This window comes from Sinomonas notoginsengisoli (assembly GCF_021554725.1).
Classification (GTDB): domain Bacteria; phylum Actinomycetota; class Actinomycetes; order Actinomycetales; family Micrococcaceae; genus Sinomonas; species Sinomonas notoginsengisoli.
In genome coordinates this window covers 949,102-964,924 of the sequence record NZ_JAIZDP010000001.1, presented here as the reverse complement: position 1 = coordinate 964,924, position 15,823 = coordinate 949,102, and the positions used below count along the sequence as shown (strand labels likewise).

Annotated in this window: 10 protein-coding genes; 9 read left to right on the top strand and 1 reads right to left on the bottom strand. The window is 66.4% G+C overall.

Features of this window, described 5'->3' with window-relative positions:
• Positions 1–4 precede the first annotated feature (4 nt).
• The 4 genes from LF262_RS04465 to LF262_RS04450 all read left to right on the top strand — a co-directional run bounded on the left by LF262_RS04465 (position 5) and on the right by LF262_RS04450 (position 7,458).
• Positions 5–2,455 carry a phosphoketolase family protein gene (locus tag LF262_RS04465; RefSeq protein ID WP_235779036.1) on the top strand — a complete coding sequence of 817 codons (2,451 nt, stop codon included), beginning with the start codon at positions 5–7 and terminating at the stop codon, positions 2,453–2,455.
• A gap of 288 nt (positions 2,456–2,743) precedes the next feature.
• Complete coding sequence (locus LF262_RS04460; protein ID WP_235779035.1) at positions 2,744–4,519, top strand: ABC transporter family substrate-binding protein; 1,776 nt, start codon at positions 2,744–2,746, stop codon at positions 4,517–4,519.
• Positions 4,520–4,709: 190 nt separating this feature from the next.
• On the top strand, positions 4,710–6,239 hold the full coding sequence (locus LF262_RS04455) for an ABC transporter permease (protein ID WP_235779034.1): 1,530 nt from the start codon (positions 4,710–4,712) through the stop codon (positions 6,237–6,239).
• Between the two features lies 1 nt (position 6,240).
• Positions 6,241–7,458: an ABC transporter permease gene (locus tag LF262_RS04450; protein ID WP_235779033.1), complete on the top strand. Its 1,218-nt coding sequence runs from the start codon at positions 6,241–6,243 to the stop codon at positions 7,456–7,458.
• Between the two features lie 43 nt (positions 7,459–7,501).
• Here LF262_RS04450 and LF262_RS04445 read toward each other — a convergent pair whose 3' ends face one another.
• A complete protein-coding gene (locus LF262_RS04445; protein WP_235779032.1) occupies positions 7,502–8,128 on the bottom strand; it encodes a PH domain-containing protein in 627 nt (208 codons plus the stop codon).
• A 94-nt stretch (positions 8,129–8,222) separates the two neighbouring features.
• Here LF262_RS04445 and LF262_RS04440 point away from each other — a divergent pair, with 94 nt between their 5' ends.
• The 5 genes from LF262_RS04440 (at position 8,223) to LF262_RS04420 (ending at position 15,791) form a co-directional block, all read left to right on the top strand.
• Positions 8,223–10,091 carry an ABC transporter ATP-binding protein gene (locus tag LF262_RS04440; RefSeq protein ID WP_235779031.1) on the top strand — a complete coding sequence of 623 codons (1,869 nt, stop codon included), beginning with the start codon at positions 8,223–8,225 and terminating at the stop codon, positions 10,089–10,091.
• 217 nt (positions 10,092–10,308) lie between these two features.
• Positions 10,309–11,994, top strand: coding sequence for a peptide ABC transporter substrate-binding protein (locus LF262_RS04435; RefSeq protein ID WP_235779030.1), 1,686 nt, complete (start codon positions 10,309–10,311; stop codon positions 11,992–11,994).
• Between the two features lie 125 nt (positions 11,995–12,119).
• On the top strand, positions 12,120–13,049 hold the full coding sequence (locus LF262_RS04430) for an ABC transporter permease (RefSeq protein ID WP_235779029.1): 930 nt from the start codon (positions 12,120–12,122) through the stop codon (positions 13,047–13,049).
• Positions 13,039–13,989: an ABC transporter permease gene (locus LF262_RS04425; protein WP_235779028.1), complete on the top strand. Its 951-nt coding sequence runs from the start codon at positions 13,039–13,041 to the stop codon at positions 13,987–13,989. The genes LF262_RS04430 and LF262_RS04425 overlap by 11 nt, the downstream gene beginning before the upstream one ends.
• A complete protein-coding gene (locus tag LF262_RS04420; protein WP_235779027.1) occupies positions 13,986–15,791 on the top strand; it encodes a dipeptide ABC transporter ATP-binding protein in 1,806 nt (601 codons plus the stop codon). The genes LF262_RS04425 and LF262_RS04420 overlap by 4 nt, the downstream gene beginning before the upstream one ends.
• Positions 15,792–15,823: the final 32 nt, after the last annotated feature.

Genomic DNA, 15,823 nt, shown 5'->3' with positions numbered 1-15,823 from the left:
CGCCATGACAGACACCGAGACGCCAGCCACCGAGACGCCTGATGCCCGACCGCCAGGCCGCCTCACCGACGCCCAGATCGAGGACCTCCACCGATGGTGGCGGGCGGCGAACTACCTTTCCGTCGGCCAGATCTACCTCCGGGACAATCCCCTCCTGAAGGAGCCGTTGGAGTCCGGTCACGTCAAGAAGCGCCTCCTGGGCCATTGGGGTACCACCACCGGTCTGAACTTCATCTACGCCCATCTCAACCGGGCCATCATCGAGCGCGACCAGGCGATGCTGTTCGTCACCGGCCCGGGGCACGGTGGCCCGGCGAACGTCGCGAATGCGTACCTCGAGGGCACCTACTCCGAGATTTACACGCACTTCGGCGACGACGAGCGCTCGCTGCGCGAGCTGTTCCGCCAGTTCTCCTATCCCGGCGGCATCCCGAGCCACGCGGCGCCCGAAACGCCGGGTTCCATCAGCGAGGGCGGCGAGCTCGGCTACTCACTCGCGCACGCCTTCGGGGCAGCCTTCGACACCCCGGACCTCGTGGTCGCCTGCGTGGTGGGTGATGGCGAGGCCGAGACCGGGCCCCTCGCGACGAGCTGGCAGTCCACCGCGTTCCTCGACCCGGTCCGCGATGGAGCGGTGCTGCCCATCCTGCACCTCAACGGCTACAAGATCGCGAACCCCACCGTCCTGGCCCGGCGCCCCGAGGAACAGGTGCGCAAGTACTTCGAGGGCCTCGGCTATGCGCCCCGCTTCGTCACAGTCGGCGACCCGGCGGCCCAGACGCAGGCCCACCGGGACTTCGCTGCCGCGCTCGACGACTGCCTCGATTCGATTGCAGCCATCCAGAAGCAGGCCCGCGACGAGGCGGGGACGGCGGGGGAGCGGCCCGGTCGCGAGGCTCCCGAACCGTGGCCCCTGATCGTCTTCCGCTCCCCGAAGGGCTGGACCGGCCCGGCCGTCGTGGACGGCAAACCCGTGGAGGGCACCTGGCGCGCCCATCAGGTTCCACTCAATGCGATTCACGAGAACCCTGGCCACCTCGCCCAGCTCGAGGCATGGATGCGCTCGTACCGTCCGGAGGAGCTCTTCACGCACGACGGCGCCTGCTCGCCTGAGCTGGCTCGACTCGCCCCGAGCGGGGACCGGCGCATGAGCGCAACGCCGTACGCGAACGGCGGAAGGCTTCTGCGTGATCTGCGGCTCCCCGACGCGAAGGAGCACATGACCCCGGTGGAGGGGCCCGGCGTCGTGCGCGCGGGGGCGATGGCGAACCTGGGAGGGTGGCTGCGCGAGGTGATCCGCGTGAACCCGGAGAACTTCAGGCTCTTCGGCCCAGACGAAACCGCGTCCAATCGCCTCCAGGCCGTGTACGACGTCACGGACAAGGTGTGGCAGGAGCGCATCGAGGACGTCGACGAGCACCTCGCGCGCGCGGGCAGGGTCATGGAGGTGCTGAGCGAGCACCTGTGCCAGGGCTGGCTCGAGGGCTACCTCCTCACGGGCCGCCACGGGGTCTTCACTTCCTACGAGGCCTTCGTGCACATCGTCGACTCGATGTTCAACCAGCACGCGAAATGGCTCAAGGTGCACCGCGAGCTGCCCTGGCGCATGCCTATCGCCTCACTGACCTACCTGCTCTCGAGCCACGTATGGCAGCAGGACCACAACGGGTTCTCCCACCAGGATCCTGGCTTCATCGACCATGTGGTGAACAAGAAGGCCGAGGTGGTGCGTGTCTACCTCCCCGTGGATGCGAACACGCTCGTGTCCACGATGGACCATTGCCTCCGCAGCCGCGACTACGTGAACGTGGTGGTTGCCGGGAAGGCGCTCTCGCTCCAGTGGTTCGACCCCGCCGAGGCGGAGCTGCACTGCGCCCGAGGGATCGGAATCCTCGAGTTCGCGGGCAACGAGGTACCGGGCGAGGAGCCCGACGTCGTGCTGGGCTGCGCTGGCGACGTGCCCACGGGGGAGGCGATCGCAGCCGCCCAGATGCTGGGCCGCGACCTGCCCGATCTGAAGGTCCGCGTGGTCAACGCCGTGGACCTCATGAGGCTCCAGGACGAGCGCGAGCATCCGCACGGCCTACCCGACCGCGAGTTCGACGCGCTCTTCACGAAGGACAAGCCAATCATCTTCGCCTACCACGGCTACCCGTGGCTCATCCACCGACTCACGTACCGCCGGGCGAACCACGGGAATCTCCATGTGCGGGGATATGTCGAGGAGGGCACGACGACGACGCCGTTCGACATGGCGATGCTCAACCGGATCGACCGGTTCCACTTGGCTATCGACGTGCTGGACCGGGTGCCCGGACTCGCCCTGCGCCACGCTGCCGTGAGGCAGCGTTACCAGGACGAGCTTGCGAAGGCGAGGGCCTACACACGCGAGTTCGGCGACGATCCAGCTGAGATCCGTGATTGGATTCTGGGGCGCGCTGAGCAACGCCAGTGATTGATCGGCGGCGCTCGGAGGACGGGGCGGCGCGCGGGAGGAAGGGGCCGAGTGATTGGGAGAGTCAATCGGATTCACTTGAATCGAGACCCCTACCCCCAGAACCTGAAAGATATGTTGCATCTTCATAACGACGCTGATCTGAAACGGAACTTTCGTAGCCACCGAGGACACAGCGGGACTAGTCTGTCGGGCATGTGAGGCGTGCCACGTTCTCTATGGGGAGGGCGGACCGTCTGTACCGGCAACACACCGGCACACGTCTACAGATGCACTAGAGGAGGCGGAATGCGTTTCGGGCGTATTTCTAAGGCGGTGGGCGTCGCCGCGGCGGCAACGGTTGCGCTCAGCGCCTGCGCGACCCAGGGCGGCGGCGGTTCGAGCACCAACACCGCATCGGCCAGCGCCAAGCAGGGCGGCACCGTCACGGTCGTCGAGGTGAACGCGTTCAACACGTTCAACTCGAACACGGCTGACGGCAACACGGACATCAACTCGAAGGTCAGTCGCCCGACGCACTCGGGTTTCTACTACGTCGACAACAAGCTGACCGTTGTTCACAACGACAAGTTCGGCAAGTACGAGAAGGTCTCCGACAGCCCGCTCACCGTCAAGTACACGATCAACGACGGCGTCAAGTGGTCGGACGGGACGCCGGTCACCGGCTACGATCTGGCTCTGGAGTGGGCTGTGGGCTCGAGCTGGTATGACGACAAGAATCCGAAGGCCAAGACCGGCACCGCGTACTTCTCTACTTCGGGCGACCCGACCGGGCTCAACTCCACGGAGTTCCCCGAGGTCTCCTCGGACGGCAAGTCAATGACGCTGAAGTACACCCAGCCTTTCGCTGACTGGGAGATCGCCCTGGGCTCGAAGGTCGACATCCCCTCCCATGTCGTCGCCAAGCGCGCTGGCCTTTCTGACGGCAAGGCGCTCTACGACCTCATGAAGGGCCTCAAGAAGGGCGACCCGGCCAGCCCGCAGCCCGCCAATGAGACCCTCAAGAAGGCGTCCGACTTCTACAACACCGGCTTCGACACCAAGACGCTTCCGAGTGACACGAGCCTGTTCCTCTCCAACGGCCCGTTCATCGTCAAGGACATCGTGCCCGACCAGTCGATGACCCTCGTGCGCAACAAGGACTACAACTGGGGCCCGACGCCCAACGTCGACTCGATTGTCATCCGCTACATCGGCTCGGCCCCTGCGCAGGTTCAGGCGCTCAAGAACGGCGAGGCGGACATCATTGCACCTCAGGCGTCGTCGGATACCGTCGAGCAGCTCAAGGCCATTCCGGGTGTCACGGTCGACCAGGGCAACCAGCTCTCGTATGACCACATCGACCTGAACTACAGCGGTCCCTTCGCCGAGAAGGATGTCCGCACGGCGTTCATGCTGACCGTGCCCCGTGGGGACATCGTGGACAAGATCATCAAGAAGCTCGACTCGAACGCGAAGCCGCTCGACTCGCAGATCTTCGTCCCACAGCAGGCGGCGTACGCCGACACGGTCAAGAACAACGGTTCCGCGGACTACCAGCAGGTCAACATCGACAAGGCCAAGCAGCTCCTTGCAGGCAAGACGCCCGAAGTGAAGGTCATGTACAACAAGGACAACCCGAACCGCGTCGATGCCTACTCCCTCATCGCCGCGAGCGCGACGAAGGCCGGCTTCAAGGTCGTTGACGGCGGTCTCGGCAAGTCCGACTGGGGCAAGGCGCTCGGCAAGGGCGGCTACGATGCCACGATCTTCGGCTGGATCAACCCCGGCGTCGGCGTCTCCAGCGTGCCTCAGATCTTCAAGACCGGCAACGGCTCGAACTTCAACAAGTTCTCCGATCCTGATGCGGACAAGCTCATGGACCAGCTCACCCAGACCACGGATCAGAGCAAGCAGGTGGACCTCGAGAAGCAGGTCGACAAGAAGATCTGGGCTTCGTCCTACGGTCTGCCGCTGTTCCAGTCGGTGGGTGTGGACGCATACAGCGACAAGGTCACTGGCGTGAAGTACAACCCCACCTCGACCGGCGTCTGGTGGAACTTCTGGGAGTGGGCCACGAAGTAGCCCTTCCCGAGTTCTGATGCGCAGCGAAGCGCCGGGACCGAGCTAGCGGGTCTCGGCGCTTCGCAGCGCCCCGGCACATCCCGCCAATCGCCGTCGGGCCTCCCCAACGACCGTGTGGCACAGCCTTCGGCCCCCTTCCGCATCGCCCCCCACCCTTTCGGGGCGGTCCATTTTAGAGGTACAACGAACCATGGTGACTTACGTCGTCCGCCGCCTCATCACCGCAGCGTTGATCCTCCTCGGAGCGTCGTTCCTGGTCTACAACCTGACCGCGCTCTCCGGAGATCCGCTCGAGGAATTCCGCGCCAGCAATCTTCCCAATGCAGCGCAACTCATGGAGTCGCGCTCTCAGCTCCTTGACCTGGATACCCCGGCCCCCATCCGCTACTTCAAGTGGCTGGGCGGCGCCGCCGGATGCGTGGTCGGCAATTGTTACCTCGGCAAGAACCTTGTGGGGCAGCCGGTCACACAGGCGCTGGGGCAGGCCCTCATCCAGACACTCTCCCTCGTGACGGCCGCGACCATCCTCGCGATCCTCATCGGAGTAGCACTCGGCATCGTCACCGCCTTGCGCCAGTACAGCGCCCTTGACTATGGGGTCACGTTCATGGCGTTCCTGTTCTTCTCCCTCCCGATCTTCTGGGTTGCCGTCCTGCTCAAGGAGTACGGCGCCATCGGATTCAACAACTTCCTCGCGCACCCGGACATCCCGATCCCGGTCGCACTCGGCGTCGGCCTCGTCCTCGGCCTCGTTGGGGCGGTTGTCACCGGCGGGAACCTGCGGCGCAAGCTCACCGTGGGAGCCATCGTGTTCGCGTTCGTGAGCCTGGTCCTCATCGTCGCGCGCCTGACCCAGTGGTTCCGATTCCCCGGCCTCGGCCTCGGTGTCATCCTGATCGCAGGCGTTGGGATCGCCTTCGCGATCACCGTCCTCGCGGCTGGCCTCCAGAACCGGAGGGCGCTGTATGCAGGGTTGACTGCCGTACTCATCGGCGCGGTCGTCTACTTCCCGGTCCAGCCCCTCCTGGACCTCGCGACTCCGCTCATGATCGTCATCCTGGCGGTCGTCGCCGTAGGCGTGGGCATCGCGGCCGGCTATTTCTGGGGCGGGTACGACAGGAGCCAGGGGATGCGCGTGGGCGGCATCACCGCGTTCCTCGTGGCGTTCATGATCATGCTCGACCGCTTCATGCAGGCGTGGCCCGCCTATTTCGACAACAGCAAGATCCGCGGGCGTCCGATCGCAACCATCGGGGCGGCGACCCCAAACCTCCAGGGCGACTTCTGGCTCTCGGGCCTCGACTCATTCACCCACCTCATCCTCCCCACAGCGGCCCTCATCCTCATCTCCCTCGCGAGCTACACGCGCTACACCCGCTCGTCCATGCTCGAGGTGATGAACATGGACTACATCCGGACGGCGAGGGCGAAAGGCGTGAGCGAGCGCAGCGTCATCATGCGCCATGCGTTCCGCAATGCCCTCATCCCCATTGCCACGGTGGTGGCCCTCGACATCGGCCATCTGATCGGCGGCGCGGTCATCACTGAGACCGTCTTCTCGGTGCGCGGCATGGGCTTCATGTTCCTCGACGGCATCTCACACGTTGATCCGAACCCGGTGATGGGTGTGTTCGTGTGCGTGGCGATCACCGCGCTGACCTTCAATCTTCTCGCGGACCTCGTCTACTCCGCGCTCGATCCTCGTGTAAGGGTGAAGTGACATGAGCCAGCAGTCTCAGCAGGAGGAAGCCGTGAGCAGCCCCGCTGGCACCGCCACGCGGACCGAGCCTGCCGCCGGCATCGAGCCGGTCCTGGAGGCCAAGGGTCTAAGCCTCGGGCAGATCGTCCGCAAGCGGTTCTTTGGCCACTCGGGAGCCCTGGCTGGTCTCATCGTCTTCGCGGTCATCTTCATCCTCGCGTTCTCCTCCGAAGGGTGGGGGCCGATCCCCGGATGGTGGAAGTACCAGCACGATCAGGTCACGCCCCTCGTGAACGACGGCGCTCCCACATGGGCGCTCGTGCCGTTCAGCCTCGGCGACCACCCGTTCGGACAGGACCGCATCGGGCGCGACCTCTTCGCGATGACGATGCGCGGGGCCCAGCAGTCCATCACGATCATGGTGATCATCGGGCTCGTCGCCGGCATCATCGGCGTGGTCATCGGCGCGCTGGCCGGCTACTTCCGGGGCTGGGTCGAGGCCGTCCTGATGCGCCTGACGGACATCATCATCGTCATCCCCGTGCTGCTCCTGGCCGCAGTCATGTCCCAAACGGCCGGGCGGCGTGACGCGGGGACCTGGTTCTCCCAGTTCGCCTCGCACAACGGCGTAGTGGTGCTCGGCATCTTCCTCGGCCTCGTAGCCTGGGTGGGCCTTGCGCGCCTAGTCCGCGGAGAGTTCCTCTCGCTGCGGGAGCGTGAGTTCGTCGATGCTGCACGGATCTCCGGCGCATCCAACACCCGGATCATCTTCAAGCACATCCTCCCCAATGCGGTGGGCGTGGTGATCGTCAACGGCACCCTCCTCATGTCCTCGGCCATCCTGATCGAGACGGCGCTGTCCTATCTGGGTGTCGGCGTCAAGGCGCCGGACACGTCCCTCGGACTTCTCATCTCGCAGAACCAGGAGGCGTTCTCCACCCGCCCGTGGCTGTTCTGGTGGCCAGGCCTGTTCATTGTGCTCATCTGCCTCTGCATCAACTTCATCGGCGACGGCCTCCGCGACGCGTTCGATCCGCGGCAGAAGAAGTTCAACTCCAAGAAGGCCAAGGCCCGCCGCACCCCTGCGGGCGGCGCGGCGGCCGAGGGCACAGCGGCCGAGACCACGGCCGCCGTCGATGTCGGCGACGGGGTGAGCCCCGCCTCCGGTTACGTTCCGGACAGCGAAGTGTTCGGCGGAGCCTCGGACGGCGACGACACTGCCACCGGCAGGAAGCCCTGACATGCGTGCTGTGGCCACCGGGCCCCTTCACGGGGTGCACGCGTCAGGAGAGGAGCGTGACCGCAGTGGCGACCGTGAGCACGAGCCCGAGCGCCACAATCCCCCACGCCACGCGTCGCGCCACCGGCGTCTCCTCGACCCGGCCCCCCGCGACGGCGCCGCTTTCCACCCGCTCGGCCCAGCGGCGTCGTACGAGGATCGCGGCCTGGCCCGACACCGTGTTGGCGAGGTCTCCCGGGCGTACGGTGTGCTGGGGCCCGTAGCTGGACTCCGGAAGGCCGGTGAGGTGCTCAGGCCGCGCACGCCGCGCGCCGAGCGCTCCCGGTCCCGGCGCCGCCCACGCGGTGAAGCGACCGTGGCCGGTGCCCAGCGTCAGGGCATACTTCGTGTCGACGTACGCGAGGGCCTCCCACGGAACGCCGATACGCCGGACTGGGTTGACGAGCTCGACGCCGGAATCGCTCACCACCACTGCCGGCCGCCAGAAGAGCGCCCATCCAGCCCACGCCATGAGCACGAGCGGGGCCGCGAAGCGCAGGCCGGGCACGCCGGCCTGGAGAACCGTCACCACGGCGCCGAGCGCCGCGAGCGACCAGAGGGCGGCGGCGAGCAGCTTGTTGCTACGGGCCCTGTAGACGTCGGTCAGACCAGCGTGCTGCATCGCGCTCATGCCCCCCATGATGCAGGACGCCGGGGAGAATCAAGGATTCCGTCCGCCGGGGCGAAGCCCTCGGGCAGGGCGGCAAAGGGAAGGAAGCACACGAATGGCTGAGGACCTCGGAACGGCGGGCCAGCCCCGCCGCCAGGGAAAGGGCCGCACCGACGTCATCGGTGCAGACCTGGTCAAGGGCCAGAAGGTCCTCGAGGTCGCGGACCTGAGTGTCGACTTCGGGGTGGACAAGGAATGGGTCCCAGCGGCCATCGACCTCAACTACGAGGTCAGGGCCGGCGAGGTCCTCGCGATCGTCGGCGAATCCGGCTCCGGCAAGTCCGCGAGCTCGATGGCACTCCTCGGGCTCCTGCCCTCCAACAGCCGCGTCTCCGGCAGCGTCAAGCTGACGGGACGCGAGCTCCTGGGGAAGGACCGTGCAGCGGCCACCAGGAGCGTGCGCGGCAACGACGTGGCCGTCATCTTCCAGGAGCCGATGACCGCGCTGAACCCCGTGTACACGATCGGCAACCAGATCGTGGAGACCATCCGTCTGCACAATCAGGTCTCTCCGGACGAGGCGAAGGCGCGCGCGCTCAGGATGCTCGAGCTCGTCGAGCTGCCAGACCCGGAGAAGGCGTTCAAGTCCTACCCGCACCAGCTCTCGGGCGGCCAACGCCAGCGCGCGATGATCGCACAATCGCTCTCGTGCGACCCGAGGCTGCTCATCGCCGACGAGCCGACCACAGCGCTCGACGTCACGGTGCAGGCGGAGATCCTGGACCTGATGCGCCACCTCAAGGACAAGCTCAACTCAGCGGTCATCCTCATCACCCACGATATGGGCGTGGTGGCGGACCTTGCCGATCGCATCGCCGTGATGCGCCGCGGCCTGATCGTGGAGACGGGCACCGCCGAGGAGATCTTCCACCGGCCGAAGCACCCCTACACGCAGGCACTCCTCGCGGCCGTTCCGCACCTAGGGCAAAGAGGTGAGGCCGATTCGGAGGACGTCGACATCACCGCGGCCCTCGCCGCAGCCACAGGTGCCGAGCTCGACGCTGTTGACACCTCCGAACTGCGGGAGCGCGAGCGCGAGAACGAGCGTGCGCTCGCCGAAGCCCAGGCCGCAGCGGCGCATCATGGGGACCCCGTTCTGACGCTGCGCGACGTCGCGATCGAATACCCGAAGCAGGGCCGGGTGGCGGCCTTCCGTGCCGTCGAGGGCGCGAACCTCACGGTCTACCCGGGGCAGGTCGTGGGCCTCGTCGGGGAGTCCGGTTCCGGCAAGACGACGATCGGCCGCGCTGCCGTGGGCCTCCTGCCGGTCGCGGAGGGCTCCCTCAAGGTGACCGGGCGCGAGATCTCCAACCTTGGCAAGAACTCCAAGGAGCTCCACGATATCCGGCGCTCGGTGGGAATGGTCTTCCAGGATCCGTCGTCGTCCCTCAACCCCCGCCTGCCCATCGGCGAGTCTATCGGCGAACCCATGCTGCTTGCGGGCGTCGCGAAGGGCTCCGAGCTGCAGAAGCGGGTCGAGACGCTCCTGGACCAGGTTGAGCTGCCGCGCTCGTACCGCAACCGCTACCCGCACGAGCTCTCTGGGGGCCAGAAGCAGCGTGTCGGGATCGCCCGCGCGCTCTCGCTCAAGCCCAAGCTCATGGTGGCGGACGAGCCGACGTCTGCGCTTGACGTGTCGGTGCAGGCTAAGGTGCTCGAGCTGTTCCAGGCGCTCCAGCGGGAGCTGGGCTTCGCGTGCCTCTTCGTCACCCACGACCTCGCCGTCATCGACGTCCTCGCCGACTACATCTGCGTCATGCAGCGCGGCCGGATCGTCGAGCAGGGCTCGCGTGATGCGATCCTGCGCAACCCGCAGGAGGCTTACACCCAGCGGCTTCTCGCCGCTGTCCCGCTCCCGGATCCTGAGAAGCAGCGCGAGCGCCGCGAGCTCCGCGAGCTTCTTGCAGCAAGCGGAATCGACTAGGACTGCACGCACGACGACGCGGGGAAGCCGCCCGATCAGGTTCCCCTCCGTCGTCGTGGGCTCTCAGCCGAGATCACGGTTTGGCAAAGAGTTCTTTCGTAATTCCTGATTGCAGTTAGGCTGTACTTCTATAAGGCAGGTCACAGGGTCCAGTGATGGACCCAACAGGTTCTCGTGCTATGCGAGGGCCCCGCACCAATAGCGAAGGAGCACAGGAATGCGTCTGTCACGCATGTCCAAGACTCTCGGTGTCGCTGCCGCTCTCGCACTCGCGCTCAGCGCCTGCGGCGGCGGATCCGGCACCGGAGGAAACACGCAGGCCAGCGGTGACCCGAACAAGGTCATCACCGCCTACAGCAACGAGCCGCAGAACCCGCTCCTGCCGGCCAACACCAACGAGGTCTACGGCGGTCGCGTGGTCGACCAGCTGTTCGCGGGCCTGAGGGCCTATGACCCGAGCGGCAAGGCGGTCAACGACCTCGCCGAGAGCATCGACACGACCGACTCCCAGACCTGGACGATCAAGGTCAAGTCGGGGTCCAAGTTCACCAACGGTGAGGCGATCAACGCCAAGACGTTCGTTGACTCGTGGAACTTTGCCGCGCTCAGCACCAACCTCCAGAACAACGGGTTCTTCTTCGAGTCCATCGAGGGCTACGACGCCGTCAGCAAGGTCACCAAGGAGGCGCAGCCCGACGGCAAGACCAAGACCACCCCGGCGCCCACGGCACAGACCATGTCCGGCCTGACCGCCAAGGACGACTCGACGATCACCGTCAAGCTCGCCCAGCCCGAGTCTGACTGGTCCCTGCGCCTCGGCTACTCGGCCTTCTACCCGCTTCCCTCCGACGCGCTCAAGGACCCGAAGAAGTTCGGCGAGAACCCCGTGGGCAACGGCCCGTACAAGATGGCCAAGGATACGGGCTCCTGGGTCCACGACCAGTCGATCTCCCTCGTGAAGAACCCTGACTACAAGGGCCCGCGCGAGGCCAAGAACGGCGGCGTGACCTTCAAGTTCTACACGGATCCAGGCCCCGCGTACACCGACCTGCAGGCCGACAACCTGGACGTCTCGGACGTCCTGCCCTCCAACGCCCTCAAGACGTTCACGACCGATTTCCAGGACCGCAACGCCAACAAGCCGGTTGCGGCCGACTCGACCTTGAACATCCCCGGCTACAACCCGAACTTCCAAGGTGACGCGGGCAAGCTGCGCCGCCAGGCCCTCTCCTACGCGATCAACCGCGAGGAGATTGCCAAGGTCGTCTTCAACGGCACGCGCCAGCCCGCCAAGGGCTACGCGCCGCCGGTCATCGAGGGCTTCAAGGCCGACATCCCCGGCAACGAGGTGCTCAAGTACGATCCGACGAAGGCCAAGGACCTCTGGGCACAGGCCGAGAAGATCAAGCCGTACGATGCCTCGAAGCCTCTCCAGATCGCCTCGAACACCGATGGCGGCAACAAGGAGTGGGTCGACGCGGTGGCCAACAACTTCAAGAACAACCTCGGCATCCAGGCCGAGATCCAGCCGTTCGCGAAGTTCGCAGAGGTCCTGAACCTGCGCAAGTCGCAGACCATCCCCGGCCTCACCCGCGCGGGCTGGCAGGGCGACTACCCGTCGCTGTACAACTTCCTCGGTCCCGTCTGGGCGACCGGCGCATCCTCAAACTACGAGAAGTACTCGAACCCCGACTTCGACAAGCTCCTCAAGGAGGGCCTCGCCGCCAAGAACACCCAGGATGCCAGCACCAAGTTCAACCAGGCACAGGAAGTCCTCTTCAAGGACCTTCCCGGCCTGCCGCTGTGGGACCAGAACAAGCCGATCGTGTGGAGCAACCACGTCGTGAAGGCCGAGACCGGTTGGAACGGCGCCATCCTCTACTACAACATCCAGGCGAAGTGACGGCGCGCGCGCGCTGACACCCGCTGGTCGAGGGCCCGGCCACGAGCCGGGCCCTCGGCCTTCGCACCAACGGAAGGCTTGAGCTCCATGGCACGTCCCTGTGACCGGGACACCGGAGGGCGGCGATGACCCGCTACATTCTCCGCCGGCTCCTCCAGGTCATTCCCGTATTCCTCGGGACGACCCTCCTCGTCTACTTCATGGTGTTCGCCCTGCCGGGCGACCCCATTGCCGCGCTGTTCGGCGACCGGCAGCCCCCGCAGAGCGTCATCGACTCGCTCCGCGCCCAGTACCACCTCGACCAGCCGTTCATCGTCCAATACGGGATCTTCCTCAAGAACCTGTTCACGCTCGATCTTGGCGTCGACTTCACCCAGCAGCCCATCGCGGCCACCCTCGCGAGGATCTTCCCGGTGACCGCGATGCTCGCTGTCGAGGCCCTTGCCATCCAGGCGGTCTTCGGCGTCGCGTTCGGCCTGTGGGCCGGTCTCCGCCGCGGGGGCATCTTCGACTCGGCCGTCCTGGTCGCCTCGCTCGTGGTCATCGCCGTTCCCACCTTCGTGCTCGGCTTCGTCTTCCAGCTGGTCTTCGGCGTCTACCTCGGTTGGGCGAAACCCACGGTCGGCGCACATGCGGACTGGGGCAATCTCATCCTGCCTGCCATTGTGCTGGGCCTCGTCTCGTTCGCCTACGTGCTGCGCCTCACGCGCGCCTCGGTCATCGAGAACATGAACGCGGACTACGTCAGGACGGCCACGGCGAAGGGCCTTTCGCGCACCCGGGTCGTGCTCGCCCACGTGCTGCGCAATTCGATGATCCCGGTCGTGACCTACCTGGGCGCGAACCTCGGCGGCCTGATGGGTGGCGCGATCGTCACCGAGGGCATCTTCAACGTGCCCGGGGTGGGCAACAAGCTGTACCAGGCCGTGCTGCGCGGCGAGGGCCCCACCGTCGTGGCCATCGTGAGCGTGCTCGTCCTCGTGTTCGTGCTCGCGAACCTCCTTGTCGATCTCCTGTACGCCTGGCTTGACCCGAGGATCCGCTATGAGGCATGAACGCACTGAGGGCCACTTCGTCGCCCCCTTCGAAGAGGCCGGCCTCGGGACTACCGACGCCCTCCGCGTGGAACAGGCGCCGCTGAGCCTGTGGGCGGATGCCTGGCGCAAGCTGCGGCGCCAGCCGCTGTTCATCATCTCGGCGATCATGATCTTCGGGCTTGTCTTCGTGGCGCTCTTCCCCGGGATCTTCACCCAGGCCCCGCCCAACGCCGAGTGCCTGCTCGAGAACTCCGAGGCAGGACCCCGCGACGGGCACCCGTTCGGGTTCACGTTCCAGGGCTGCGACGTCTTCTCCCGAGTCGTCCACGGGACGCAGGCCTCCCTCACGGTGGGTATCCTCGCGGTGCTCTGCGTGCTCGTGATCGGCGTGACGTTCGGCGCGCTGGCAGGCTATTACGGCGGCTGGCTCGACGCACTCCTGGCACGGCTCGGCGACATCTTCTTCGCCCTCCCGCTCGTGCTCGGTGCCCTCGTCATCACCCAGCTGCCCATGTTCCGTGAGAACAAGAGCGTATGGACGGTGGTCCTCGTCATTGCGATGCTCGCATGGCCGCAGATGGCCCGCATCACTCGTGGAGCGGTGATCGAGGTGCGCAACGCGGACTTCGTCATGGCTGCGCGGTCACTCGGTGTCTCACGATTCGGCGCACTCCTGCGGCATGTCCTGCCCAACGCGATCGCGCCCGTAATCGTCCTCGCGACCCTCGAGCTCGGCGTGTTCATCGTCGCGGAGGCGACGCTCTCCTTCCTCGGCATCGGCCTGCCCGAGTCGGTCATGTCCTGGGGCCACGACATCGCGGCGGCACAGCAATCGATCCGGACCAATCCGATGATCCTCATCTACCCGTCAGCGGCGCTGTCGATCTGCGTGCTGAGCTTCATCATGCTCGGCGACGCCGTCCGCGACGCCCTCGACCCGAAAAGCAGGACCCGATGACCGAGAAGACCACTGCTGCAGGCACCCCCACGGTCGTCGACGAAGAGCAGCCGGGAGGACGGCCCATCCTCGAGATCCGCGATCTCGAGATCACTTTCACGACCGGCGGGGGCGACCTCCGAGCGGTCCGCGATGCCCACCTGAAGATCATGCCCGGCGAGACGCTCGCCATCGTGGGGGAGTCCGGTTCGGGGAAGTCCACCACCGCCCTCGCGGCCATCGGCCTGCTGCCGGGCAACGGCCGTGTCACCGCCGGCCAGATCCTGCTCGACGGGGAGGACATCGCCCAGGCGCCCGAGAAGCGCATGATCGAGCTGCGCGGCAACACGATCGGCATGGTCCCGCAGGACCCGATGTCGAATCTGAACCCGGTGTGGAAGATCGGCTACCAGGTCCGTGAGACGCTGCGCGCCAACGGGAAGCCGGACAGGCCCTCCGACGTCGCCCGCGTCCTGGCAGAGGCCGGACTGCCGGACGCCGAACGCCGAGCCAAGCAGTACCCGCACGAGTTCTCCGGCGGCATGCGGCAGCGGGCACTCATCGCGATCGGCCTCTCCTGCGCGCCGAAGCTGCTCATCGCGGACGAGCCCACCTCGGCGCTAGACGTGACGGTCCAGCGCAAGATCCTCGACCACCTCGAGACGATGACTGCAGAGATGGGCACTTCGGTGCTCCTCATCACGCACGACCTCGGGCTCGCCGCCGAGCGCGCGGACAAGGTCGTGGTCATGTACCAGGGGCGTGTGGTCGAGGCGGGACCGTCGGTCGAGCTGCTGCGCAATCCTCTGCACCCCTACACCCAACGCCTCGTGGCCAAGGCACCCTCGCTCGCCTCGCGGCGCATTCAAGTCGCGAAGGATGCAGGGCTCACGCCTGCCGAGTTGCTGACGGCGTCCGAAGAGGCCAAGCAGAAGGCTGCCGAGAAGGCGGAAGCGACCGCCGCCGAGGCCTCGGAAACCCTCGACGTCCCAGCTGAAGCTGCGCCGGAGGCCGTGGGGGACGATGCGCTCATCGTGGAGAACCTCACGAAGGTGTTCAGGCTGCGCACCGGCATCGGCCGCGGCACGGACTTCACCGCGGTCGACGACGTGAGCTTCCGGGTCCGTCGCGGCACCACCACAGCGATCGTGGGGGAGTCCGGGTCCGGCAAGTCCACGGTCGCGCAGATGGTCCTCCAGCTGCTCAAGCCGACCTCCGGCAGGATCATGTTCGACGGCGTCGACACCGCCACCTTGGACAGGAAGCAGCTGTTCGCATTCCGGCGCCGCGTCCAGCCGATCTTCCAGGATCCGTACGGCTCGCTCGACCCGATGTACAACATCTACCGGACCATCGAGGAGCCGCTGAGGACCCACAGGATCGGCGACCGGTCCTCGCGCGAGCTCAAGGTCCGTGAGCTGCTGGACCAGGTGGCACTGCCGCAGTCGGCAATGCAGCGCTACCCCAACGAGCTTTCGGGCGGCCAGCGCCAGCGCGTCGCGATCGCCCGCGCGCTCGCGCTGGATCCCGAGGTGATCATCTGCGACGAGGCTGTCTCCGCGCTCGACGTGCTCGTCCAGGCGCAGGTCCTCAACCTCCTCGCTGAGCTGCAGGAGCGGCTCGGCCTCACGTATCTGTTCATCACCCACGACCTCGCCGTGGTGCGGCAGATCGCGGACCACGTGTGCGTCATGGAGCGCGGCACACTCGTCGAGACCGGGACCACCGATGCCGTGTTCGACTCGCCGCAGAAGGAGTACACCCGGGACCTGCTCGACGCCATCCCAGGCGGCAGGCTCCTGCTCCCGCCGGACGCGGCCTAGCCGACGGGCGAGGGGTGGGGCTCGCTGCGGGT